Source organism: Actinoplanes sp. L3-i22 (assembly GCF_019704555.1).
In the GTDB taxonomy this organism is placed as follows: domain Bacteria; phylum Actinomycetota; class Actinomycetes; order Mycobacteriales; family Micromonosporaceae; genus Actinoplanes.
Genome location: NZ_AP024745.1, coordinates 8,300,819 through 8,321,806, shown reverse-complemented (window position 1 = coordinate 8,321,806; position 20,988 = coordinate 8,300,819). Strand labels below are relative to the sequence as shown.

Genomic DNA, 20,988 nt, shown 5'->3' with positions numbered 1-20,988 from the left:
CCTCCGCACCCTTCCAAAGTAGGGGTCAGAAACAGTTCTCAAGACCGGTGCGGGAACCCTCCCTCATGGACGAACCTCGACGGCATGTCGATTCGCGAAATCACCCCGGCCGCACCGCCACGGGCCAAGGCCCGCCTGACCGCCGCCGTCCTCATCGCCGCCACCTGGGGCATCGCCGCCGCACTCTGGACACCGCGCGGCCCCCTGACGAACACACAGGCGCTCCTGTCGATCGCCATCAGCGCCGGCGTGGGCTTCGGCGCGGGCTTGCTGCTGCGCTCCCGCTGGGCGATTTTCACAACCCCGCTTGTGTACGGGGTGAGCCTCGAGCTCGTCCGCGCCCACGTCTCCGGTCCATCGGTCGACCCGCCGCACGCCAGCCTGTTCGGTGCGGTCGCCCTGGTCACGGGGCGAGGTGTGCACGGCCTGCTGTCGCTGTTCCCGATGGCACTGGCCGCGGCATATGCGTGCGGGTTCCGGCGCCGCCGCGGCCGGATCCTGGCCGGAGCCTGGACGTTCGCGTTGGTGCTGGTCGCCGCCGCGGTCGCGGTGCCGGCCCGCACCGACGGCATTCCCGGCGGCGTCGCCGAGCTGACCCACGTCGACGTCCATGGTCACCGTCTCGGCCTGATGATCAGGGGCCGGGATCCGGCCGGTCCGGTGCTGCTGTTCGTCCCGGGCGCGCCCGGCGGCTCGGAGACCGGCGCGATGCGCGCCCACCTGTCCGGCCTGGAGTCGCACTTCGTGGTGGCCACCCTGGACCGCCGGGGCGGCGGCGCGTCGTATGCGGCTCTGGACCCGACGTCCACGGTGACGCCGGAGGACTCCGTGGCGGACATCCTGGCGGTCACCGACTACCTGCGGTCCCGCTTCCACCGCGACAGGATCATCCTGCTGGCGCACTCCGGTGGCTCGCTGCTCGGCGTGCTCGCGGCACATCAGCACCCGGAGAAATACTCGGCCTATGTCGGTACCGGCCAAGCCGTCGACGTCGAGGCCAGCGACCAGATCTTCTACGACGACATCCTGGCCTGGGCGCGGACGAACGGGAAGCCCGACGTCGTGCGGGCGCTGGAGAGACAGGGCCGGCCGCCGTACCCGGACTTCTGGCCGTACGAGACGTTCACGCTGCACGAGGCCGAGGCGTATGCCCAGCGGAGCGCGCCCCTGGAGATCAACGGCCCGGAGTACACGCTGCTGCAGAAGGCGCACACCCTGAACGCGATCATGGACACGTGGGACGCGCTGTACCCGCGTGAGCAGGACATCGACCTGCGGCGCGACGTGCCGGAACTGGCGATTCCGGCCTACTTCGTCCAGGGCGGCAACGAGATGCGGGGCCTGAGCGTGCTCTTCGAGGAGTGGTATGCCGGGCTGCGCGCGCCGGTCAAGCAACTCGTGACGATCCCGGGCGGCGGGCACCGGGCGATGTTCGAGGAGCCCGACCTCTTCATCACCACCCTGACCAGCCTGGTCGGCTCCAGATGAGCGCTGCCGAGGCCGCTCCCGGCCGGCCGGCCGGGAGCGAGCGCCGGACACCGGCGTCAGCCGGGCGATCAGGTCGGCGAACACGAGCCCCAGCCGTTCGTTCGGGGCCGGTGGGGCGCAAGCGCGAGCCTCGATCTGGGCCGGGACCCCAGGCCGGGCCGGCTGGGTCGGGACCCCAGGCCGGGCCGGTCTGGGGCCGGTCAGGCCAGCGTGAGGCCCGGATCCGGGTCGGGTTCCGGGGTCGGGCCGGGGATCCGGTACTCCTCGGTCAGCGTCGTCATCGGGCCGGGCCAGGTTGCCTGAGCCACCTCGATCGGTTTCCGGGTCTCGTCGAAGGCGACGTGCAGCAGGTGCAGCACCGGTGTGTCCGGGCGGATCTGCAGGATCTCCGCCTCCTCCCGGCTCGGCTGACGGGCGGTGATCGTGTCGGTCGCGCTGGTGTAGCGGCGTCCGAGCACCTCTTCGGCCTCCTGGTAGAGCGGCCGCCCGAACGCCTCGGCCCGCTCCAGGCTCGTCCCGTTCGCGTCGGTCACCCGGAACCAGGAGGCGCCGAGCTCCACGGTCGCGTCGTCGGTGCGCACGATGTGCCGCCGCACCAGCATCTCGGTGCCGTCCCGCACCCCGAAGGCGTCGGTCACCTCGGGGGGCGCCGCCTCCCGGCCGACGCCGACGAGCTGCTGGCGGTAACGCGCGGCGAGGTCGGCGTGATAGCCGCGGTGGGCGCCGTAGCGGCCCCGCGAGAGGCGGTTCAGGCGGCGGCGGGTGCCACGGACGTAGGTACCGGAGCCGGGCTTGGTGATCAGGATGCCCTCGACCCGCAGCTGATCGACGGCCCGCTGCACCGTCTGCTTGGCGACGCCGAACATCTCGGCGATGGCCGGGATGGACGGCAGTCGCTCACCCGGTTGCCATTCCCCACGACGCACGCGCTCCCGCAGCTGCCCCGCGATCTGCCGATGCGGAAACTCGGCAGCGCCCGGATTGATCGTCACGGTTCCTCCAGCGGGCTCGGCCCAAGATGGATAGGTTCCTAGGATGCCCCAGGCAACGCGCCCGGCCACGCTGACACGCCGAAGCGAACCGCCGCGCCGAGCCAGCCGGTGACGAGCGGGAGCGGGCGGAATGGCGGTGAGCGGAGCGGCGCAGCGCAGGAGCGGGCGGCGAGCGGAACGGAGGCGGGCGGGGCGGGCGCCGAGCGGGCGGGCGGCCAGCGGAATGGCGGTGAGCGGAGCGCCGGCGGCGAGCGGAGCGGTGGCGACGGCGAGCGTTTCGGCATGGCGAGCCGCGTCGGCGAGGTGAGAAGCGTCGGGAAGTGAGCTGCTGAGGGCTGCACGCGTGCGGCGCCTGGTGCGGGCGTGCTCATGGGTGTAATTCCGGGGCGCTGGGTGCATGCAGGGCCGGGGGCCGCGATGCGTGCAGGGCCGGGGGCCGCGATGCGTGCAGGGCCGGGGGCCGCGATGCGTGCGGGGTCGGGGGCGCGGGCGGCCTGGAGCCGGGCGATGACCTCGGGCGTCGACGGGCTCATGTCGGCCGGCTTGCCGTCGTGTGGCGGTTGACCTGCGAACAAGTGGCGTGAACGACCGTTCCGCGCACGGATCCGCTGGTCCGCGCGGTACCCGACCAGATGAGTGAATAGGGCTATCAGCTACACCGCAGATAGATGTCTAGCGTGTACGTCCCTTTCGGCCCATACTGACCTCAGAAACCGCGAGTCATGGGGGCTGATCACCAACGAAAAAGGCGGCACCCAGTTCCCGCTGAGTGCCGCCCGAGGCCTCCGTCCCACAGGGAGGGGAGGACCTTGCCAACAGCCATCTTTCGCCACTTCCCCGCCCTCCTGCAACCCCCGGGAGGAGGGGAGAGTCATGCCGGTCTTCTATCGAGGGCCGCGTGCGCTGATCACCCATCGGGTGATCGAGGTGCCGAGCCGCGAGCGGCAGGCCTTCACGCTGCGGGAGCTGAGCCGGATCCAGGCCGTCCAGGAGGGGCCGGACCTCAGCGCCAACCGTTTCCGGGCGGTGGGTGTCACCGCCGTCTTCACCATGGTCTGGGCGGTCCCGATGCTGGGCCGCACGTCGATGCTGCTGGCCGGGGTGGTCACGCTCGCCCTGGTGGTGTGCGCCGGCGCGTGTCTGCGGGTCCGGCCCCGTTCCGAGTACCGGTTGCTGGCGTTGAACGAAGGGGAGTTGGTGATTCTGGTGGAAACCGACGACCGTCAGGAGTTCGATCAGATAGTGCGAGGTCTGATCCGTGCCCTGGACTACCGGGGTGACAGCAAGTGATCTTGCGGGATCGACTTCGGGGTGTTGCGTACACGATGATCCGGTTCGGGGTGTAGAGTCCGTGCGGCTGACGGCAATAGGTCTGTCAGCCGCACAGCTATCAGCCACGTAGCAGCTTGGGGAGGCCATGCCCAGCGGGCCGGGAGAGTCACCCGCCGTCGCACGCCGACGGGTGCGGGTGGCGCTGCGCAAGGCCCGCCTGGCGGCCGACCCGCCGCTGAGTCAGAGCGATGTGGCCGCGCACCTGGACTGGAGTCTCTCCAAGATGCAGCGGATCGAGGCCGGCGAGGTCACGGTCTCCGGCACCGACCTGCGAGCCCTGCTCGACTTCTACGGCTCGTTCACCCAGCACGAGATCGAGGATCTGGTCGACGACGCCCGGATCTCCCGCCGGCAGCGCTGGTGGACCAAGCCGGCGTACCGGGAGCACGTCACTCCCGCGGTGCTGAAACTGATGGCGTTCGAGGCCGAGGCGGCCGAGGTCCGGGTGTTCCAGCCGGGCGTGGTTCCCGGGGTTCTGCAGACGCCCCGGACGGCCGGGTTCATCCTCGACTCCTTCATGCGGAACGTCTCCGACGAGCAGCGGAAAGTGCGCCAGGAGGTGCGCTCGCAGCGTCGCCGGGAGCTCATCGAGCGCGCCGGCGGTCCCCGGTACTACCTGATCATCGACGAATCGGTGCTGCTCCGGGACTTCGGTGGGGTGGAGATCGCCGCTGAGCAGATGGCGGCACTGGTGGAGGATGCGAAGCGGCCGGGTGTCCGGGTCCGCGTGCTTCCGCTTCCCGCGGGTGCGGTGCTCGCCATGGTCGGCGCTTTCATCCTCGTGGACCTCAACGAGCGCGAGGCGGGCGAACGCGAGGCGGGCGAACGCGAGGCGGGCGAACGCGAGGCGGGCGATGGCGAACACGCGGATCACGCCCCGGCGGGCGATGACGACGACGATGCCGTTCTCTATCGCGAAGGCTGGATCGAGGACGAGCTCCAGGACGATCCCAAACCGGTGCGACAGTTCCGCGAATACTTCGAGGATCTCTGGACGCGGAGCCTCGACGAAGAGGTCAGCCTGTCACTGATCACCGCCCGAGCGGCGGTGCTGCGGTCCAGCGTGGATCGCGGCGAACCTTAGCGCTCGCGTCACGACGGTGGCGTGTGGTGCTCGTCGTGGCGCGGCGTCTCACTTCGGAGGAGAAGCCGATCATGGTGAAAGCCACAATGGAGTGGTACAAGAGCAGTTTCTGCGAGACGGCGGCGTGCCTCGAGGCCGCGCCGGTCGGGGAGAGCGCCATCGCGGTGCGCAACAACGCGCATCCTGGCGAGCGTCATCTGGAGTTCGATCGTGACGGCTGGAATGTTTTCCTGGACGACATTGCCGAAGGGCGTTTCAGTAACCTCTGACGCCGGCCGCTCAAGTGACAGTGCGGGTTCGGCATCGTACGCTGGGTAGCCACGTGCTTTGGGGGAGGTACCCGGAGATGAACGAGTTCGCTGAACGCGACCTGGTCTGGCGGCGGAGCAGTTACTGCGAGGCCTCCGCCTGCCTGGAGATCGCGTTCGACGGCGATGACGTGCTGATCCGCAACACCGAGCGTCCCGATGAGGTCATCGTCGCCACTCGTGGCGAGTGGCGCGGGCTGGTCGCCGGCATCCGTGATGCCGGCGACTCCGCCCGGTAGGGATTACCAGGAGCCGGCGGTCGGGCCGGCGGAGCCGCCACGGCGGCGCAGGTACTTCTCGAACTCGCTGGCGATCTCGTCGCCGGTGAGCGGCTGGATTCCCGCGTCGCCGACGCGTTCCTCCAGTTCGCGGACGTATTCGCCGAGCTCGGCGTCCTGCTCGGCGGCTGCCCGGACGCGCTTCTCCCACTCGTCGGCCTGTTCGGCCAGGTCGGCCATCGGCACCGGCAGGTCGAGCACGTCCTCGATGCGGCTGAGCAGCGCGAGGGTGGCCTTGGGGCAGGGCGGGTTGTTCGCGTAGTGGGGCACGTGCACCCAGAACGACAGCGCGTCCAGCTCGGCGCGGCTGGCCGCTTCCTGCAGGACCCCGACGATGCCGGTCGGCCCGTCGTAGCGGGTCGGGACGACGTTGTACTTCTCGGCGATGGAGCTGTCCGAGGCGCTGCCGCTGATCGGCAGGGGCCGCGTGTACGGCACGTCGGCCAGCAGCGCGCCGAGGAGCACGACCTTGGTCACCTCGAGGCTGTGGCAGATCTCCAGCACCGATTCGCAGAAGGTGCGCCACCGCATGCTCGGCTCGATGCCGCGGATCAGCACCACGTCCCGGTCGCTGCCGGGCGGGCTGGCCACCATGAACCGGGTGGTCGGCCATTCGATCTTGCGAGTCTCGCCCTCGGCCATCGTGACGGTGGGGCGGCTCACCTGGAAGTCGTAGAAGTCCTCGGGGTCGATGCTGGTCACCTCGCGGGCTTCCCAGACCTGCTCAAGGTGTTCCACGGCCGCGGTGGAAGCGTCCGCAGCATCGTTCCAGCCCTCGAAGGCGACGATGGCCACGGGCGAGCGGAGCAGCGGTAGGCCGTCGAACTCAGTCATGTCTGACAGCCTACGTGCGGGGCCGGAACTGTACCGGGTGGCCGCGCCGTGGCCCTCCGCAGGTCGTGAGCGGTTTTCGCCATGAAACCGTGCATAACCGAGCATAATTTCCGGCGTGACCAGTCACGTGGATCAGGTGCTCGGCCCGTCCGACGACACCGTGAGCTTCATCCAGCCGCGCGCGATGTTCTTCGTCACCGTGCTCTGGGTGGTGGCCGCCGCGTGGGTGCTGATCCTCGGGTTCTACCTGGTCCTCGCGGTGGTGTTCGGGGCCCGCCCGGGGCCGGAGGACATCGTGGTCTACGCGGAGATCGCGATGATCGTGCCGATGATCGCGTCCGCCGTGGTGCTGCTCGTGCTCTACCGGCGGCTGGGCTGGCTGCACACCTCGGTGCACGGCATCGACTTCGCCGCGACCGGGCGCAAGCCGGTGCATCTGCCCTGGTCCGGCATCGCGTCGGTGGGGCTGCACGGCCGGGGGCCGTTCACCGAGCTGGTGGTGACGCCGATCGGGGACGATTACGCGCAGGTCCTCGACGGCCCGGGCTTCGCGCCGCGGACGCGCCGGCGGGGCGAGGAGCGGTCGTACGTCGTCGATGTGGGTTTGATGTCGCCCGGCCCGGATGTCCTGCTGGCTGAACTTCACCGCCGGATTCCGTCGAAGGTTTGACGTCCGCGCGCCGGAAGGCTACGGTCTTAACCGCTCCGTTAATTAACGGGAGGGTTAAATGGCTGACCGGCTCAGCGTCATCTTCGCGGCGCTCGCCGACCCGACGCGACGTGCCATCCTGGCCCGGCTCGCCGAGGGCGAGGCGACCGTGACCGAGCTCGCCGAGCCGTTCGACATCAGCCTCCCGGCGATCTCCCGTCACCTCAAGGTCCTGGAGAACGCCGGCCTCATCTCGCGCAGCCGATCCGCGCAGTGGCGCTCCAGCCGTCTCGAGGCCGGGCCGCTGCGCGAGGCCACCGCGTGGATGGAGCGTTACCGCCGGTTCTGGGACGAGAATTTCGCACGCCTGGACGCCCATCTCAAGCGCCTGCAGGAGGAGAAACCATGACCGACCTCGTCATCACCCGCGTCTTCGACGCGCCCCGCGCCCTGGTCTACCGCGCGTTCACCGACCCGGACCAGATCGCGCAGTGGTTCGGCCCGGTCGGCTGGTCGGTGCCGCGCGACAGCGTCGAGATCGACGCGCGCCCCGGTGGCAAGCAGGTCTTCACCATGGTCAACGATGCCGATCCGTCGATGTCGTCGCCGGTCAACGCCACGTTCACCGAGGTGATCGAGAACGAGTTGCTGGTCGGCGAGGAGGACGTCAGCCACATCCCGGACTTCGGCGCGGACAAGCTCGTCATGCGCATCGAACTCTTCGACGAAGAGGGCGGCCGCACCCGCCTGGTCCTGACACAGAGCCCCTTCCCGGCCGAGATGGAGACCGGCGCTCGCGAAGGCTGGGGTTCCAGCTTCACCAAGCTCGACAAACTTCTCGGCGCATAAGGCAAGACGCTGCCGCGCCCCGGCGGTTCTCTTTCGCTTCCACCATTTCGCGGTACGGCATGCCAAACCCCCAGAAGCACAGCCCGGCCCCCGATCCCGGGTCGCGACGCCGCCGGTCACCGGGCCGCTCCGGCGCCGCCGGCTGAAATCCCGGCGCGGGCCCGCCAGGCCGCGGCCACTCCGGGCCCGCCCGCGGCTCCCGCAAACCCGGCTGGCACTCACGGTCGTGTTCCGCGCGAAGAACAGCCGTGAGCGCCAGCCGGACAGCCGGCGCTCACGGCGGCGGGCGACCCCGGGTCAGTCGTGGGCGATCGCGCCGAGCACGTTCAGCCGCGCCGCCCGGATCGCCGGGACCACCGCGGCCACCACGCCGACCACCGCGGCCAGGGCCAGGTAGGTGCCCATCCGGCCCCACGGCAGGACCAGCTCGGTGATGCCGTCGCTCTTCAGGGCGCGGGTCACCGCCGTACCCATGCCGGCCCCGACCACCACGCCGAGCAGCGCCCCGAAGACCGAGATCACCACCGCCTCCACGGTGATCATCCGCATGGTCTGCGCCCGGCCGAGCCCGACCGCCCGCAGCAGCCCCAGCTCCCGGGTCCGCTCCAGCACGGAGAGGGCGAGCGTGTTGACCACGCCGAGGACCGCGATCAGGATGGCCAGCCCGAGCAGGATCTGGATCATCGTGATCACCTGGTCGAACTGCGCCGCCTGATCGTTCGCGAACGTCGCCGAGTCGGTCGCCGTCACCTCGGGACTGTCCGCGAGCAGCTGCTTGACCTGCGGCAGCACCGAGGAGACGGCGACCCCGTCGTCGAGCCGGACGAAACCGAAGCTCGGCTGGGTGACCCCGAAGTCCTTGATCGCCGCGTTCGGCAGGATCACGTTCCCGGGCAGCGCGTTCTTCGCGAAGATCTGGCTGACGGTGTACGTGTGCGGGTCGCCCCGCGCCCCCTGGATCGTCACCGACCGGCCCACCTGCCAGTGCTGCTCGTCGGCCGCGGCCTGGTCGACCGCGATCTGGCTGTCGGTCAGCGGCGCCGCGGTCGTCCCGTAGGCCTGGGCCAGCACGCTCAGGTCCGCGGACGCGGTGACGTACTGCGTCTTGCCGTCGATCGTCACCATGTCGTTCCACAGCCCGGCCGCGGCCCGCACGCCCGGCAGCGCGGCGGTCTTGTCGATCACCGCCGGGTCGTACGTCGGCGGCCGCGGCCCGGTCTGATCCCCGCTGATCAGGATCTGCGCCTTGATCGTCTCCGCGACCTGGGTCTTGAGGCTGCTCTTGGCCGAGTCCATGATCACGGTCACGCCGGTGACCAGCGCGATGCCGACCATCAGCGCGGCCGCGGTGATCGCCGTCCGGCGCGGGTTGCGGCCCGAGTTGAGCCGGCCCAGCCGGCCCGGCAGCGACCACGAGAAGAGCCGCCCGAGCAGGCTGATCACCGGCTTGCTGATCAGCGGGGTGAGCAGCGCGACGCCGACGAACGAGACGAGCACGCCGCCGAGGATCAGCCACAGTGTGGTCTTGCCGCTCAGGCTGGCGAACAGCCCGGTGCCCAGCGCCGCGCCGCCGGCCGCGAGGACCACCCCGCCGAAGACGCTGAGTTTGGTGAGCGGCCGGTCCGGGATGCTGACCTCCTGCATCGCGGCGATCGGGGCGATCCGGGAGGCGCGCAGCGCGGGCAGCACCGCGGCGACCACGGTGACCACCAGGCCGACCACGAACGCGCTGATCACCGCGGAGAGCGGGACTCCGATCGAGGCGAGCGTCAGGTCGGCGAACGAGCCGAACAGCGCGGCCAGCCCGGCGCCCGCGCCGACCCCGGCGGCCAGCCCGAGCACCGCCGCGACCAGGCCGATCGCCACGGCCTCGACCAGCACCGAGCCGATCACCTGGCGGCGGCTGGCGCCCATCGCGCGCAGCAGGGCCAGTTCCCGGGTCCGCTGGGCCACGATGATCGAGAAGGTGTTGAGGATCAGGAAGATGCCGACGAACAGCGCCACCCCGGCGAAGCCGAGCAGGATCTGGTTGAAGAACGCCAGGCCCTCCTGGATGCTGTCGGCACTCTCCTTCGCCAGCTGCTCACCGGTCTTGACCTGGTAGTCCGCGCCGAGCGCGGCGGCCACCCGGTCCCGCAGCTGCGCCGGGGTCACGCCGTCGGCGGCCTCGACGGTCACCGACGAGAACGTGCCGGCCTGGCCGAGCATCAGCTGCTGCGCGACCGGCGTGGTGAAGGCGACCTCCTGCACGCCGCCGATGCTGTCCCGCCCGCCGGTGTAGCCCCAGATGCCGACCAGCGTGAACTGCTGCTTCGGCTGCAGGGTGAGCACGCTGACGGTGTCGCCGAGCTTCAGCCCGGCCAGCTGCGCGGTGTTCGCGTTGACGGCGATCTCGCCGGCCGCCGTCGGGCCGCGGCCGGAGCGGAGCTCCATCAGGCTGTCCGTGCCGGTCCAGTTCTCGCCGAGGCGGGGCGGCCCCTGCGAGGTGAGCACCTTGCCGTCGGAGCCGATCACCCGGGCGCCGTCGACGTCGACGCGGCCGGTTGCCGCCCGTACGCCGGAAATTGTTTTGATCTTGTCGACCGCCGCGGCCGGAAGCGGCGTGGCGACCTCCTCGCCCTCCATCTCGGACACTTCGATCTTGGGTTTGGCGCTGACCGAGACGTCGGTGGCGCCGAAGGCGTCGGCGAAGATCGAGTCGAAGGTGCGGTTGAGCGTGTCGGTGACCACGAACGAGCCGGACACGAACATCACGCCCAGCACCACCGCCAGACCGGAAAGGATCAGCCGGAGCTTACGGGCGAGCAGGCTCTTGAGTGTCGCGCGCAGCATCAGAGCATCACCGGATCGCCGTGCTTGTCCAGGCGCTTCATGGTGTCGAGCACGGTCTCCGCGGTCGGGTTCGGCAACTCGTCGACGACCCGGCCGTCGGCCAGGAAGATCACCCGGTCGGCGTAGCTCGCCGCGACCGGGTCGTGGGTGACCATGACGATGGTCTGGTCGTGCTCGCGCACCGAGGACCGCAGGAAGCCGAGCACCTCGGCGCCGGCCCGCGAGTCCAGGTTGCCGGTCGGCTCGTCCGCGAAGATCACGTCGGGCCGGCCGATCAGCGCGCGGGCACACGCCACCCGCTGCTGCTGGCCGCCGGAGAGCTGGCTGGGCCGGTGCGAGAGGCGGTCCCGCAGGCCGACCGTGTCGATCACGACGTCCCACCACTGCGGATCCGCCTTGCGGCCGGCGATGTCCAGCGGCAGCCGGATGTTCTCCGCGGCGCTCAGCGTGGGCAGCAGGTTGAACTGCTGGAAGATGAAGCCGATCCGGTCCCGCCGCAGCCGGGTCAGCGCCTTGTCGCCGAGGTTGCTGATCTCGGTGCCGCCGATGTGCGCGGTGCCCTTGTCGACCGTGTCCAGCCCGGCGAGGCAGTGCATCAGCGTCGACTTGCCGCTGCCGGACGGGCCCATGATCGCCGTGAAACGGCCCCGCCCGAACTCGGCGGTCACCCCGGCCAGCGCGGTCACCCGGGCCTCGCCGGTGCCGTAGACCTTCCAGATCTCGTCCGCGCGTGCCGCCACCGACCCGCCGGCATTCGTCGCAGTCACCGTTCGTCTCCCCCTGAAGATGGTCTGCCGGTGCTCCGGCAGGCCAGCCCAGTGTGTCGGCGCGAACGGCGCCCGGCGTCCGTCCTGTGGAGTAGCTGAACGCTGAGATTTCGCTGGGGGAGGCCACTTAGGCATCGTCAGGGTTGCCCCTGAGTGATAGAGGGCAATGAGTCGGTCGCCGATGCCGTCTACGGTGGAACTCCCGGCCCCTCAGGAGGACCGTCATGCGTGCCCGACTCGCCGCTTTCCTGACAGTACTGCTGCTCGCGGGGTGCGGGCAGCTGCCCGGACCGGACGAGCCGACCGACCCGACGCCGGCCGCCACCGCCACCGGCTCCGACGGGCCGGACGGCACCGACACCCCGGAGGAGTTCGCCTCCGACATCAAGTCCGCGCAGACCGTCGCCGAGCAGTACTGGGGACAGGTGTTCAAGCGGCAGGGCCAGCGGTTCCAGCCGGTGCGCGAGGTCATCCCGTACGAGCGGGAAGGTGAAGTGGACTGCGGGCGGGACCCGCTGCCGCGCAACAACGCCGCCTACTGCTCGGCGGGGGACTTCATCGCGTACGACGTGAACTGGGCCTTCGGGGTCTTCGGGCAGATCGGCGACGCGTTCATCTACTACCTGCTCGGCCACGAGTACGCGCACGGCATCCAGGCCCGGCTCGGCATCCAGAAGGAGTTCACCATCCAGCAGGAGCTGCAGGCCGACTGCATGGCCGGCGCGTTCATCGGCGACTCGGCGCGCGCCCGGCAGCTCACCCTGGACAAGGGCGACACCGACGAACTGGCCCGCGGCCTCGAGTCGGTCGGCGACGACCCCGGCCAGCCGTGGTTCGCCGAGGGCTCGCACGGCACGGCCGACCAGCGGATCAACGCGTTCGCCAACGGGTACCAGGACTCGCTCAAGGCCTGTGACCTCTGAGACATTGGCTCGGCCGGCGCCCCGGTGGCGCGGGAGGATCGTGTTCCGACCGTACTGACCTGGGGAGATTCTGCTGAGCGCGACACGACCGGCCGCGGTGCTCTTCGACATGGACGGCACCCTCGTCGACAGCGAGAAGTTGTGGGGCGTCGCGCTGGAGGACCTCGCCGTCCGCGCCGGCGGCGTCCTCTCCGCCGACGCCCGGCTCGCCATGGTCGGCACCAGCATGCCGGTGAGCATGGCGATCTTCCGCGAGGACCTGGGCCAGCCCGACCGGGACTCCGCGCCCGACGTCGCCTGGCTCAGCGAGCGCGTCGCCGAGCTCTTCGCCGACGGCCTGGAGTGGCGGCCCGGCGCGCGGGAGCTGCTCCTCGAGGTCCGGGCCGCCGGGGTGCCGACCGCGCTGGTCACCTCGACCGGGCGGCGCCTCGCCGACATCGCGCTGAAGACCCTCGGCACGGAGAACTTCGACGTCGTGGTCTGCGGTGACGAGGTCGGCGCGCCCAAGCCCGACCCGGAGCCGTACCTGACCGCCGCCGGCCTGCTCGGCGTGCCGATCGTCGACTGCGTGGCGATCGAGGACTCGCCCAGCGGCGTGGCCAGCGCGGTCGCCGCCGGGGCCCGGGTGCTCGCGGTGCCGTCCGACGTGGCGTTGCCCCCGTACGAAGGCATCTGTTTGCGATCTTCGCTGGTCGGCGTCGACCTGGGCTTTCTGGGCGCGTTGCGCTAGGCGATTTTTGCTTTGGTACGGCGGGTGAGCGGCTGGTTGCGGTCGCTCTCCGGTACGTCGTTCCCCATCGCGGTCGGTTCCGGGGCGTTCGCAGTGCGTCGGCCCGCCACGGGGTCTGTTAGTGGCTGGAAGCGGTGAATTCGTCGGCTTGCGCTCTTTGTCCTCTGGGTGCTCGGCTCGGTTCAGCCGGCCGGTGCGCCTGCGGCCCGGTGCGTGGCCCCGCCGGTGGTGGGTGGTTCGGTGGCGGGGCTCGGCTCGGGGTGGGCCCGCGTTGCCGGATCGTGCGGGGCGCGGAGTGAGAGGAACGGGCGGCCCAGGGCCGGCAGGAGACGGCGGGCCACCGCCATCCCGGACATCAGGCGGCCAGCGGGCCTGACCCGCCGCTCCCGTGCGTGACGTCCCCCGAGCCGGTGCCGTCCACGGGCGGCTCCTCCGGGTTCCGCGTACCGGTCACCACGATGTTCGAGCCCGGGGACCAGGAGCTGTGCGGCCGCGGGCCGGTGCCCGGGTCGACCGCCCGGTGGATCCGGATGTCGCCGCTGGCCGTGCGGACCCGGATCTCCAGGGTGGTGGCGGCCGGTGCGGTGTCGCCGTGCGACGTCAGGTCGGTGACGCTCTGGCCGCCCACGGTGTTCAGATCCAGCCAGAGGCCGGTGCCGGGGGCTACACCGAGGGTGACGTTGCCTGATGCCGTACGGACGCGGGCTTTGCCTTGGGAAAGCGAACCGACGGTGACCGAACCGCTCGCGGTGCCGGCATCCAGCGACCCGCCGCCGGAGGCGATCCGGATGTCGCCACTCGCGGTCGCGGCCGTGACGTCACCGGCGACGTCACCCAGGCTGATCTTGCCGGAGGCGCTCTTCACGGACGCGGAGCCGCCGACCCGGTCGGCCGACAGGTCGCCGCTGGCCGCGCCGAGGTGCAGGTCGCCGCGCACGTCCGCGATGTGCCCGGCGGCCGAGGCGAGCTTGAGGTGCACGTCCCGGTAGCGGCCGGCGGCCCGGACCTCGGCGGCCGCGCTCTCCCCGGTCAGGCTGCTGCCCTCGGGGACCTGGACGGTGATGCGCAGGGCCGGGCTGCGGCGCATCCGCCAGCGCTCGGGTGTCGGCACCGCCACGACCAGGGTGTCGCCGTCGAGGACGACCCGGGTGTTCTCGGCGGCCTGCTGCGCGGCGGGGTTGTCGTCGAGCGGCATGACCTCGACGCGGATGGTCTCGTGGGCCCCGGCCTCGATCTCGACGGTGCCGGAGACGGCCCGCAGTGAGACGGTGACCGGCTCGGCCCGATCAAACTCGAACATCATGATTCCTCCTGAAATAGTCAGGCCCAAATTCCGGATAAGTCGGACATCGGTCCATGGGGTGAGCCACTGAGCTCAGCTGCTGTGAGCGGCTTGGTCGGGTCGCGGCCCGGTCGTGTTGCGAGGCCGGCTGCGGCGCGGGCCGATCAGGTGCTGTGGATCGGGCCTGCGTGGTGCGGGTTGGTCGGGTGCTGTGGATTGGGCCTGCGCGGTGCCGCTGGTTGGGTGCAGTGGGCTGGGCCTGCGCGGTGCCGCTGGTTGGGTGCAGTGGGCTGGGTCTGCGCGGTGCCGCTGGTCGGGTGCTGTGGGTCAGGCCTGGAAGTAGCCGGTGACCCGCTTCGCGGACCACGTCCCGCCGGGCGGCGGCGGAGGCGGCGGGGGCGGAGTCGGCCGCGGACTGACCGCGGACATGACCGCCCGCACCAGCCAGGCGTTGACCGAGACCCCCTCGGCCGCCGCCGTCTGCTCGACGTGCGTCTTCAGCGCCTCCGGCATGCGCAAGGTGAGCCGGGCCAGATCGCCGCCGCCGTCGGCCGGCGGAGGCGACGGCGCCGCGACGGCCGGCTCCGGCACGGCGATCTGCGTCACGACCAGATCCGCGTCCCGCCCGCGCAGACGCACCTCGACGGTGGCGTCGTGAAGCCGGGTGGTGATCTCGGCGGCGGCGTCGGAAAGCGCCTCGAGCAGCGCCAGCCGCGCGGACGGCTCCAGTGAATTGCTCAAGAGCTCCGCGGCCCGGCTGATCTCCGGGCCGCCGGGCGCGGCTGCGGCCGCAAGGTCCGCACGCAACCCTTCGAGGTACGGCGTCATGTCCATGCCTCCACTATGACGTCATGGGTGACGTCACGCAAGGCCAAATTGACGCCAGGGTTGACCTGGGGATCCCTCTGATGTGGCTCCGCAGGGGTTTTCCACAGCGTGGAGTTGTCCACAGGCCCCGTCCCGCGATCTCCGGATTCCCGGGACAATGGGCGGTGGAGGTCAGCCCCCTGGTGGGTGGGGCCTTTACGCGGGGTGGGCTCTGTCGCGAGGCGGGGCTCTGCGGTGGGGAGGGCTCTGCCGTGAGGAGGGGCCCCGTGACGGGGAGGCTCGTGCCGCGAGGTGGGGGCCTGTGGCGGGTGTGCCGGCGGGGTCAGCTGCCGGGTTTGACCAGGCCGGTTTCGTAGGCCAGGACTACGGCCTGCGTGCGGTCGCGCAGGCGCAGCTTGGCCAGCATGTGGCCGACGTGGGTCTTCACCGTGGTGTCGCTGACCTGCAGCGCCTCGGCGATCTCGGCGTTGGTGTGGCCGCGGGCTACGTGGATCAGGACTTCGCGTTCCCGGCCGGTGAGGGTGGTCAGGTCGACGGGGACTCCGGTGTCCGGTTTGGCGGCGGCTGCGATGAAGCGGGGGAGGGCTCGGGCCAGGACCTGCGGGGTGATCACCGCGCCGCCGGCCGCTACCGCGCGGATTGCGGTGATCAGCTCCTCTTGCGGGGCGTCCTTGCACAGGTAGCCGCCGGCGCCCGCGGCGATCATCTCGATGAGCTCGTCGTCGCTGTCCCGGGCGGTCATCACGAGTACCCGGACCGGCAGCCGGGCGGCGGTGATCGCGCGGGCCACCGCGGCGCCATCCATTCTGGGCAGCGCGGCGTCCACGATCAGGACGTCCGGGAGCAGGCGGCGGGCCAGTTCGACGGCTTCCCCGCCGTCTCCGGTCTCGCCAGCGACGGTCAGCTCCGTTCCGCTGCCGGCCGAGTCGCCCAGCACTGACCGTAGCCCGGCCCGCTGCAACGCCGAGGCATCCGCCAGCAACAACCGGATCGGTCTCACCACACCCCGCTCCGGCCAACGAGCCGCTCCCCGCCCAGCCCTGCCGACGACGGCGCAGCCCGGACAACGGCCGCGGGTCTGCGGCACGCTCCGGCCCGGACAAGGGTCGCGAGCGCTTGGCCCGAGGGTGCGGGTCTGTGAAGAGGCGCGGCCCGGCCGGCAAAGGGCGCGAGCGTGCGGAGTGCTGCGGCCCGGCCCGGGGGCGCGAGATCGTGAGGAGGCGCGGCCCGGACAGGGGGCGCCGGCTCGCGGAGTGCCGCGGCCCGGCCCGAGGGCGCGGGGGTGCGAGACGGTGCGGCCCGGGCTGCGGTGGGCGGCGGCGGGTGGTCAGGCAACGGCGCCGTCCCGGGACGGGGTGGAGAGGCGGTCGGGTTCCGAGTCGGTGGGGGTGCCGGCGGTGGGGGACGTGGGGAACGGGGGTGGGGTGCCGCCGAACTCCGGGCAGAGGGCCTGGTGGTTGCACCAACCGCAGAGGCGGCTCGGCTTGGGGCGGAAGTCCTGGTCGCGCTTGGCTCGCTCGACCGCGTTGGACAGGGCGATCAGGGTGCGCTCGAAGCGTTCCAGCTCGCCGGCGTCCGGGCTGTAGTCGAGGACCTCGGCGTCCTTCAGATAGAGCAGGCGCAGGACCCTCGGGACCACGCCCCGGGTGCGCCACAGGACCAGGGCGTAGAACTTCAGCTGGAACAGGGCGCGGCCCTCGAACGCCTCGCGCGGGGCGCCGCCGGTCTTGTAGTCGACGACGCGCAGGTCGCCGGCGGGGGAGATGTCGAGGCGGTCGATGTAGCCGCGGATCAGCAGCTCGTCGTCGATCATCGTGGAGATCAGCGTCTCGCGCTCGGCCGGCTCGAGGCGCTGCGGGTCCTCGACCGCGAAGTAGCCGGTGAGCAGGTCCCGCGCGCTGGTGAGGAACGCGGCCAGCCGGGCCGCCTCGGCAGCCCCGGCCGGCGCGTCGACGAGCGCGATCTGCCCGGCGGCGTCCATCTCGGCAGCCACCGCCGCAGGATCACGAACGAGCGCAGCCGAAGCCGCGAGGTCGGGAACGAGCGCACTCGAAGCCGCGAGGTCACCGGCGAGGGTGACCACCGGGGCGGGGGCGGCGGTCTCCGCCGAGGGGTCACGAACGGGTTCAGTGGCGTGTCCCACAGCGGGGGCCGACGACGTACCCGAAAGGGGTTTGGAAGGCCGCGGCGCGCCGGCGGCGAGAGGCGCGGCGAACAGGGCGGAAAGGTCCGGCTCGTTGCCGACCAGGCGTTCCCACTCGGGGGTGACCAGGGCGGCCGCCGCCTCCGGGGTCCGGTCGCCGGCGGGCAGGTCGAACAGCCGCTCCAGCACCGCGTGCACCAGCGTGCCCCGGACCTGGTCGGCGGAGGCCTGTTCGGGCAGCTTGTCGATGGTGCGGAAGCGGAACAGCAGCGGACAGGTCTTGAAGTCGGCGGCGCGTGAGGGGGACAGCGACGGCCCGGCCGGCCGGTCGCCCAGACCGGGGCGCCCGGCGGAGGTGGCGGGGGACGCGGGGGTCGGAGCACCGGGGCGGGGCTGCGGGGGAGAGAACGCCGTCATGCCAGCCAGGCTAGGCCAGGGGTACGACGAAAACGCCGGGACACCCGCACCCGTCGATCAAGATCCACGCGGAATGCGGCGGGTCCGTAGCATCAGGCGGATGGAGGACAGCGCGACGCGGAGCGCCCCGGCGCCGGGTGGTGGGCGGCCGGTGGGGCATGTGCTGGGCATCCCGGTGCATGCGAACGGCTCGATGTTACTGCTCGCGGTGCTGGTCACGGTCGTTTACGGCAACTATGCGCGCGCTGAGCTCGGGCTGGAGCAGCCCTGGGCGTACCTGATCGGGCTGGGTTTCGTGGCCTGTCTGCTCGGCTCGGTGCTGCTGCACGAACTCGGTCACGCGGTGATCGCCCGCCGCAACGGGATCGGCGTGCGCCGGATCACTCTCGAGCTGCTGAGCGGCTGGACCGAGATGGAGCGGGACGCGCCGACCCCGCGGGTGGACGCGCTGGTGTCGCTGGCCGGGCCGCTGGTGTCGTTGCTGCTCGGCGGGGTGGCCACCGGCGCCGCGCTGGTCCTGCCGGAGGACACCGTGCCCGGGCAGATCGCGTTCCAGCTGGCGGTCAGCAACGTGCTGGTGGCGGTCTTCAACGTGCTCCCGGGGCTGCCGCTGGACGGTGGCCGGGCGTTGCGCGCCGGGATGTGGGCGCTGCTCAAGGACCGGAACCGGGCGACCGTGGTGGCCGGCTGGGCGGGGCGGGTGCTGGCGTTCGGCACGGCGGTCGCGGTGCTGGCGGCGTACCAAATCGGGCTTTTGACCTTGTTTGGCATGGTTTTTGTGCTGCTGGTCACGCTGACGCTGTGGCACGGCGCCGGGCAGTCGATCCGGCTGGGCCGGATGACGGGCCGGTTCCCGCTGATCGATCTCGGTCAGCTGGCGCGTCCGCTGCTGAAGGTGCCGGCCGGCACGCCGCTCGGCGAGGCGCAGCGGCGCCGGGCCGAGGACCCCCGGCCGGACGTGGTGCTGGCGGTCGCCGACTCGGGGGGTAGCCTCACCGCTCTGGTCGATCCGGTCGCCGCCGAGCGGGTGCCGGTCGACCGGCGGCCCTGGGTGAGCGTGGAGAGCGTGTCCCGCTCCCGGGACGGGCTGACCAGTCTGCCGGTGAGCCTCACCGGCGAGCAGGTGGTGCGTGCGCTGCAGGCCCACCCGGGTGCGCAGTACCTGGTGACGGCAGGCGAGGATGTTGTCGGCGTCCTGCGGGTCGCCGACGTCGCCGCGGTCCTCGAGCCGCGGCGGCCGCAACGCACCTGACGAGAACTGAGAGAAGAGTTAGTGACCACGACTCCGGCCACCGCTGTCGAAGAGCACGTCCCGGCCCATGGCGGCCCGTTCCGGGTGGGTGACCGTGTCCAGCTCACCGACCCCAAGGGGCGGATGCACACGATCGTGCTGGAGCCCGGCAAGGCGTTCCACACCCACCGCGGCGCGCTGGAGCACGACGCCCTCATCGGCCTGCCGGACGGCAGCGTGATCACCGCGGCCAGCGGCACCCAGTACCTGGCGCTGCGGCCGCTGCTCAGCGACTACGTGCTGTCCATGCCGCGCGGCGCGCAGGTGATCTACCCGAAGGACGCGGCGCAGATCGTCGCGATGGGCGACGTCTTCCCGGGTGCCAAGGTGCTCGAGGCGGGCGCCGGCTCGGGCGCGCTGACCTGCTCGCTGCTGCGCGCGGTCGGCGAGACCGGCGAGGTGCACAGCTACGAGCTGCGGCCGGACTTCGCGGCGATCGCCCGGAAGAACGTCGAGGCGTTCTTCGGCGGCCCGCACCCGGCCTGGCACCTGCACGAGGGCGACGTGGCCGGCAACGGGATCGATGGTTTCGACCGCATCGTGCTGGACATGCTGACCCCGTGGGAAGCCCTCGACATGGTGGAGAAGTCGCTGATCCCGGGCGGCGTCTTCATCGGCTACGTGGCGACCACCCCGCAGCTGTCCGAGCTGGTCGAGGCGCTGCGCGAGCGCGGCGGCTGGACCGAGCCGCGGGCCTGGGAGTCGCTGATCCGGGACTGGCACGCCGACGGCCTGGCGGTCCGCCCGGACCACCGGATGATCGCGCACACCGCGTTCCTGGTGTCCTCGCGCAAGCTCGCGCCCGGGGTCACCGCGCCGGTGCGCCGGCGCAAGCCCAGCAAGGGCGCCGAGGCGTACCAGTTGAAGCGCGCCGCTCAGGCCGCGCTCGCCGCCGCGATCGAACGTGAGGATCGGGAGGACACCTCCGGGGAGTGACCGGACCCGTGCGGTCCGGTAGTTTTCCTTCAGGCATCGATGGGGGGCAAGGGGAGTGGGCGCGATGAGTTCTCCACCGTTCGGCGGTAGCAACGAGATGCCGGCGGTGTTCCCGGACTGGTCGCCCTATCCGGACCTGGACTCCGCCGCCAGGGCGTACCTGCGCGACCCCGACGTGGCCCTGGAGGCCCTGTTCGGCGTGCTGCGCGGGGCCTCGGTGCTCTGCTTCACCCTGGAACGCTTCGTCAACGAGGTGAACGGGGTCTGGCAGGAGGTCGTCGTCTGCGACGGCAGCCGGCTGGTGCTCTGGCACGGCGAGGACGTGGCGCCCGGGGACGGCCCGGTCGGGTCGATGACCTCGTCGCTGCGGGTGGTGCCGCTCTCCACGATCACCGAGGTGGGCTGCCGGCGGCGGCTCACCCGGACCACCACCGGGCAGGCCCGGGTCGACAGCATCGACGTCTACCTGCTGCTCAGCTCGGTGGACGACGCGGTGCCGCCGCCCGGGCTGGCCGAGGAGGAGGGCCGCGCGCCGCTGCGCCACGACGCCCTGCGGTTCGGCAAGACGCTGGACGACGGCGGCCCGGGTCAGATCGCCCGGCTGGAGGAATTCTCCCGGGTGGTGGCGTCCCTGGTGGGACGCCCCACCCTGTGAGGCCTGGCTAAGCGTCGGCGTCCGGGCCGGCCACTTCCACGTCATCCTCGGTTCGCACGACGTGGATACAGTCACCCGGGCATTCCTTGGCGGAATCGATGACTTCCAGGACCAAATTTTTCGGTACGTAGGTGCGTACGCCCGGATTTTGGAGCAACTCGCCCGATTTATCCTTCACATACGCCAGGCCGTCGATGTCCAACTCGAAGACATCCGGCGCGTATTGCACGCAGAGTCCGTCCCCGGTGCACAAGTCCTGATCGACCCAGACCTGCAGCTCATCAGTGTCTGACGACACCCCTACCTCCCACAACTGGTTGGCGCCGACGGTACCCGAACCCTGTCCGACCGGCTCATGGGCGGTCGCACC

General features: G+C 71.3%; 22 protein-coding genes. 13 read left to right on the top strand and 9 right to left on the bottom strand.

From position 1 onward, the window contains the following. The first annotated feature begins 84 nt into the window (after window positions 1-84). Window positions 85-1,488: an alpha/beta fold hydrolase gene (locus L3i22_RS37425; RefSeq protein WP_221322185.1), complete on the top strand. Its 1,404-nt coding sequence runs from the start codon at window positions 85-87 to the stop codon at window positions 1,486-1,488. Window positions 1,489-1,688: 200 nt separating this feature from the next. Here L3i22_RS37425 and L3i22_RS37420 read toward each other — a convergent pair whose 3' ends face one another. Next, window positions 1,689-2,480 carry a GntR family transcriptional regulator gene (locus L3i22_RS37420; RefSeq protein ID WP_221322184.1) on the bottom strand — a complete coding sequence of 264 codons (792 nt, stop codon included), beginning with the start codon at window positions 2,478-2,480 and terminating at the stop codon, window positions 1,689-1,691. A gap of 873 nt (window positions 2,481-3,353) precedes the next feature. Here L3i22_RS37420 and L3i22_RS37415 point away from each other — a divergent pair. The 4 genes from L3i22_RS37415 (at window position 3,354) to L3i22_RS37400 (ending at window position 5,443) form a co-directional block, all read left to right on the top strand. Then, window positions 3,354-3,770, top strand: coding sequence for a DUF6232 family protein (locus L3i22_RS37415; protein WP_221322183.1), 417 nt, complete (start codon window positions 3,354-3,356; stop codon window positions 3,768-3,770). 178 nt (window positions 3,771-3,948) lie between these two features. Further along, on the top strand, window positions 3,949-4,896 hold the full coding sequence (locus L3i22_RS37410) for a helix-turn-helix transcriptional regulator (protein ID WP_221322182.1): 948 nt from the start codon (window positions 3,949-3,951) through the stop codon (window positions 4,894-4,896). Between the two features lie 23 nt (window positions 4,897-4,919). Next, a complete protein-coding gene (locus L3i22_RS37405) occupies window positions 4,920-5,165 on the top strand; it encodes a DUF397 domain-containing protein (protein WP_221322181.1) in 246 nt (81 codons plus the stop codon). Window positions 5,166-5,242: 77 nt separating this feature from the next. Further along, on the top strand, window positions 5,243-5,443 hold the full coding sequence (locus tag L3i22_RS37400; RefSeq protein WP_221322180.1) for a DUF397 domain-containing protein: 201 nt from the start codon (window positions 5,243-5,245) through the stop codon (window positions 5,441-5,443). Window positions 5,444-5,446: 3 nt separating this feature from the next. Here the strand turns inward: L3i22_RS37400 and L3i22_RS37395 are convergent, their stop codons facing one another. Further along, a complete protein-coding gene (locus L3i22_RS37395) occupies window positions 5,447-6,316 on the bottom strand; it encodes a PAC2 family protein (protein WP_221322179.1) in 870 nt (289 codons plus the stop codon). A gap of 115 nt (window positions 6,317-6,431) precedes the next feature. Between L3i22_RS37395 and L3i22_RS37390 the strand changes: the two genes are divergently transcribed. From L3i22_RS37390 to L3i22_RS37380, 3 genes are read left to right on the top strand one after another with little or no spacing between them, the layout of a single operon-like run. Next, the gene (locus tag L3i22_RS37390) at window positions 6,432-6,986 is read left to right on the top strand and encodes a hypothetical protein (RefSeq protein ID WP_255657464.1); all 555 of its coding nucleotides are present in this window, start codon (window positions 6,432-6,434) and stop codon (window positions 6,984-6,986) included. A gap of 58 nt (window positions 6,987-7,044) precedes the next feature. Continuing rightward, complete coding sequence (locus L3i22_RS37385; protein WP_221322178.1) at window positions 7,045-7,374, top strand: helix-turn-helix transcriptional regulator; 330 nt, start codon at window positions 7,045-7,047, stop codon at window positions 7,372-7,374. After that, complete coding sequence (locus L3i22_RS37380) at window positions 7,371-7,814, top strand: SRPBCC domain-containing protein (protein ID WP_221322177.1); 444 nt, start codon at window positions 7,371-7,373, stop codon at window positions 7,812-7,814. The genes L3i22_RS37385 and L3i22_RS37380 overlap by 4 nt, the downstream gene beginning before the upstream one ends. Window positions 7,815-8,111: 297 nt before the next feature. Here L3i22_RS37380 and L3i22_RS37375 read toward each other — a convergent pair whose 3' ends face one another. Continuing rightward, a complete protein-coding gene (locus L3i22_RS37375) occupies window positions 8,112-10,646 on the bottom strand; it encodes an ABC transporter permease (RefSeq protein WP_221322176.1) in 2,535 nt (844 codons plus the stop codon). Then, window positions 10,646-11,413 (bottom strand): ABC transporter ATP-binding protein, encoded by a 768-nt coding sequence (locus L3i22_RS37370; RefSeq protein ID WP_255657463.1) that lies wholly within the window; start codon window positions 11,411-11,413, stop codon window positions 10,646-10,648. Before L3i22_RS37370 ends, L3i22_RS37375 begins: the two co-directional genes overlap by 1 nt. 224 nt (window positions 11,414-11,637) lie before the next feature. Here L3i22_RS37370 and L3i22_RS37365 point away from each other — a divergent pair, with 224 nt between their 5' ends. Further along, the gene (locus tag L3i22_RS37365; protein ID WP_221322174.1) at window positions 11,638-12,336 is read left to right on the top strand and encodes a neutral zinc metallopeptidase; all 699 of its coding nucleotides are present in this window, start codon (window positions 11,638-11,640) and stop codon (window positions 12,334-12,336) included. A gap of 97 nt (window positions 12,337-12,433) precedes the next feature. Continuing rightward, window positions 12,434-13,066 carry an HAD family hydrolase gene (locus tag L3i22_RS37360; protein ID WP_370644276.1) on the top strand — a complete coding sequence of 211 codons (633 nt, stop codon included), beginning with the start codon at window positions 12,434-12,436 and terminating at the stop codon, window positions 13,064-13,066. Between the two features lie 355 nt (window positions 13,067-13,421). Here L3i22_RS37360 and L3i22_RS37355 read toward each other — a convergent pair whose 3' ends face one another. The 4 genes from L3i22_RS37355 to L3i22_RS37340 all read right to left on the bottom strand — a co-directional run bounded on the left by L3i22_RS37355 (window position 13,422) and on the right by L3i22_RS37340 (window position 17,736). Continuing rightward, the gene (locus L3i22_RS37355) at window positions 13,422-14,366 is read right to left on the bottom strand and encodes a DUF4097 family beta strand repeat-containing protein (RefSeq protein ID WP_221322172.1); all 945 of its coding nucleotides are present in this window, start codon (window positions 14,364-14,366) and stop codon (window positions 13,422-13,424) included. A 309-nt stretch (window positions 14,367-14,675) separates the two neighbouring features. Then, window positions 14,676-15,182 carry a hypothetical protein gene (locus tag L3i22_RS37350; RefSeq protein ID WP_255657462.1) on the bottom strand — a complete coding sequence of 169 codons (507 nt, stop codon included), beginning with the start codon at window positions 15,180-15,182 and terminating at the stop codon, window positions 14,676-14,678. Window positions 15,183-15,498: 316 nt separating this feature from the next. After that, on the bottom strand, window positions 15,499-16,179 hold the full coding sequence (locus L3i22_RS37345; RefSeq protein WP_255657461.1) for a response regulator transcription factor: 681 nt from the start codon (window positions 16,177-16,179) through the stop codon (window positions 15,499-15,501). 324 nt (window positions 16,180-16,503) lie between these two features. After that, window positions 16,504-17,736: a PD-(D/E)XK nuclease family protein gene (locus tag L3i22_RS37340; protein WP_370644275.1), complete on the bottom strand. Its 1,233-nt coding sequence runs from the start codon at window positions 17,734-17,736 to the stop codon at window positions 16,504-16,506. 100 nt (window positions 17,737-17,836) lie between these two features. Here L3i22_RS37340 and L3i22_RS37335 point away from each other — a divergent pair, with 100 nt between their 5' ends. The 3 genes from L3i22_RS37335 (at window position 17,837) to L3i22_RS37325 (ending at window position 20,618) form a co-directional block, all read left to right on the top strand. After that, on the top strand, window positions 17,837-18,988 hold the full coding sequence (locus L3i22_RS37335) for a site-2 protease family protein (protein WP_221322171.1): 1,152 nt from the start codon (window positions 17,837-17,839) through the stop codon (window positions 18,986-18,988). 21 nt (window positions 18,989-19,009) lie between these two features. Then, window positions 19,010-19,963 carry a tRNA (adenine-N1)-methyltransferase gene (locus tag L3i22_RS37330; protein ID WP_221322170.1) on the top strand — a complete coding sequence of 318 codons (954 nt, stop codon included), beginning with the start codon at window positions 19,010-19,012 and terminating at the stop codon, window positions 19,961-19,963. A gap of 64 nt (window positions 19,964-20,027) precedes the next feature. Next, a complete protein-coding gene (locus L3i22_RS37325) occupies window positions 20,028-20,618 on the top strand; it encodes a hypothetical protein (protein ID WP_221322169.1) in 591 nt (196 codons plus the stop codon). A gap of 7 nt (window positions 20,619-20,625) precedes the next feature. Here L3i22_RS37325 and L3i22_RS37320 read toward each other — a convergent pair whose 3' ends face one another. Next, window positions 20,626-20,916, bottom strand: coding sequence for a ferredoxin (locus tag L3i22_RS37320; protein ID WP_221322168.1), 291 nt, complete (start codon window positions 20,914-20,916; stop codon window positions 20,626-20,628). Window positions 20,917-20,988: the final 72 nt, after the last annotated feature.

Bases quoted from the DNA above. Each gene is read 5' to 3' on its own strand.
- L3i22_RS37425 (WP_221322185.1), top strand. From the start codon at position 85: ATGTCGATTCGCGAAATCACCCCGGCCGCACCGCCACGGGCCAAGGCC.
- L3i22_RS37415 (WP_221322183.1), top strand. From the start codon at position 3,354: ATGCCGGTCTTCTATCGAGGGCCGCGTGCGCTGATCACCCATCGGGTG.
- L3i22_RS37400 (WP_221322180.1), top strand. From the start codon at position 5,243: ATGAACGAGTTCGCTGAACGCGACCTGGTCTGGCGGCGGAGCAGTTAC.
- L3i22_RS37395 (WP_221322179.1), bottom strand. From the start codon at position 6,316: ATGACTGAGTTCGACGGCCTACCGCTGCTCCGCTCGCCCGTGGCCATC.
- L3i22_RS37385 (WP_221322178.1), top strand. From the start codon at position 7,045: ATGGCTGACCGGCTCAGCGTCATCTTCGCGGCGCTCGCCGACCCGACG.
- L3i22_RS37380 (WP_221322177.1), top strand. From the start codon at position 7,371: ATGACCGACCTCGTCATCACCCGCGTCTTCGACGCGCCCCGCGCCCTG.
- L3i22_RS37375 (WP_221322176.1), bottom strand. From the start codon at position 10,646: ATGCTGCGCGCGACACTCAAGAGCCTGCTCGCCCGTAAGCTCCGGCTG.
- L3i22_RS37365 (WP_221322174.1), top strand. From the start codon at position 11,638: ATGCGTGCCCGACTCGCCGCTTTCCTGACAGTACTGCTGCTCGCGGGG.
- L3i22_RS37355 (WP_221322172.1), bottom strand. From the start codon at position 14,366: ATGTTCGAGTTTGATCGGGCCGAGCCGGTCACCGTCTCACTGCGGGCC.
- L3i22_RS37350 (WP_255657462.1), bottom strand. From the start codon at position 15,182: ATGGACATGACGCCGTACCTCGAAGGGTTGCGTGCGGACCTTGCGGCC.
- L3i22_RS37340 (WP_370644275.1), bottom strand. From the start codon at position 17,736: ATGACGGCGTTCTCTCCCCCGCAGCCCCGCCCCGGTGCTCCGACCCCC.
- L3i22_RS37335 (WP_221322171.1), top strand. From the start codon at position 17,837: ATGGAGGACAGCGCGACGCGGAGCGCCCCGGCGCCGGGTGGTGGGCGG.
- L3i22_RS37325 (WP_221322169.1), top strand. From the start codon at position 20,028: ATGAGTTCTCCACCGTTCGGCGGTAGCAACGAGATGCCGGCGGTGTTC.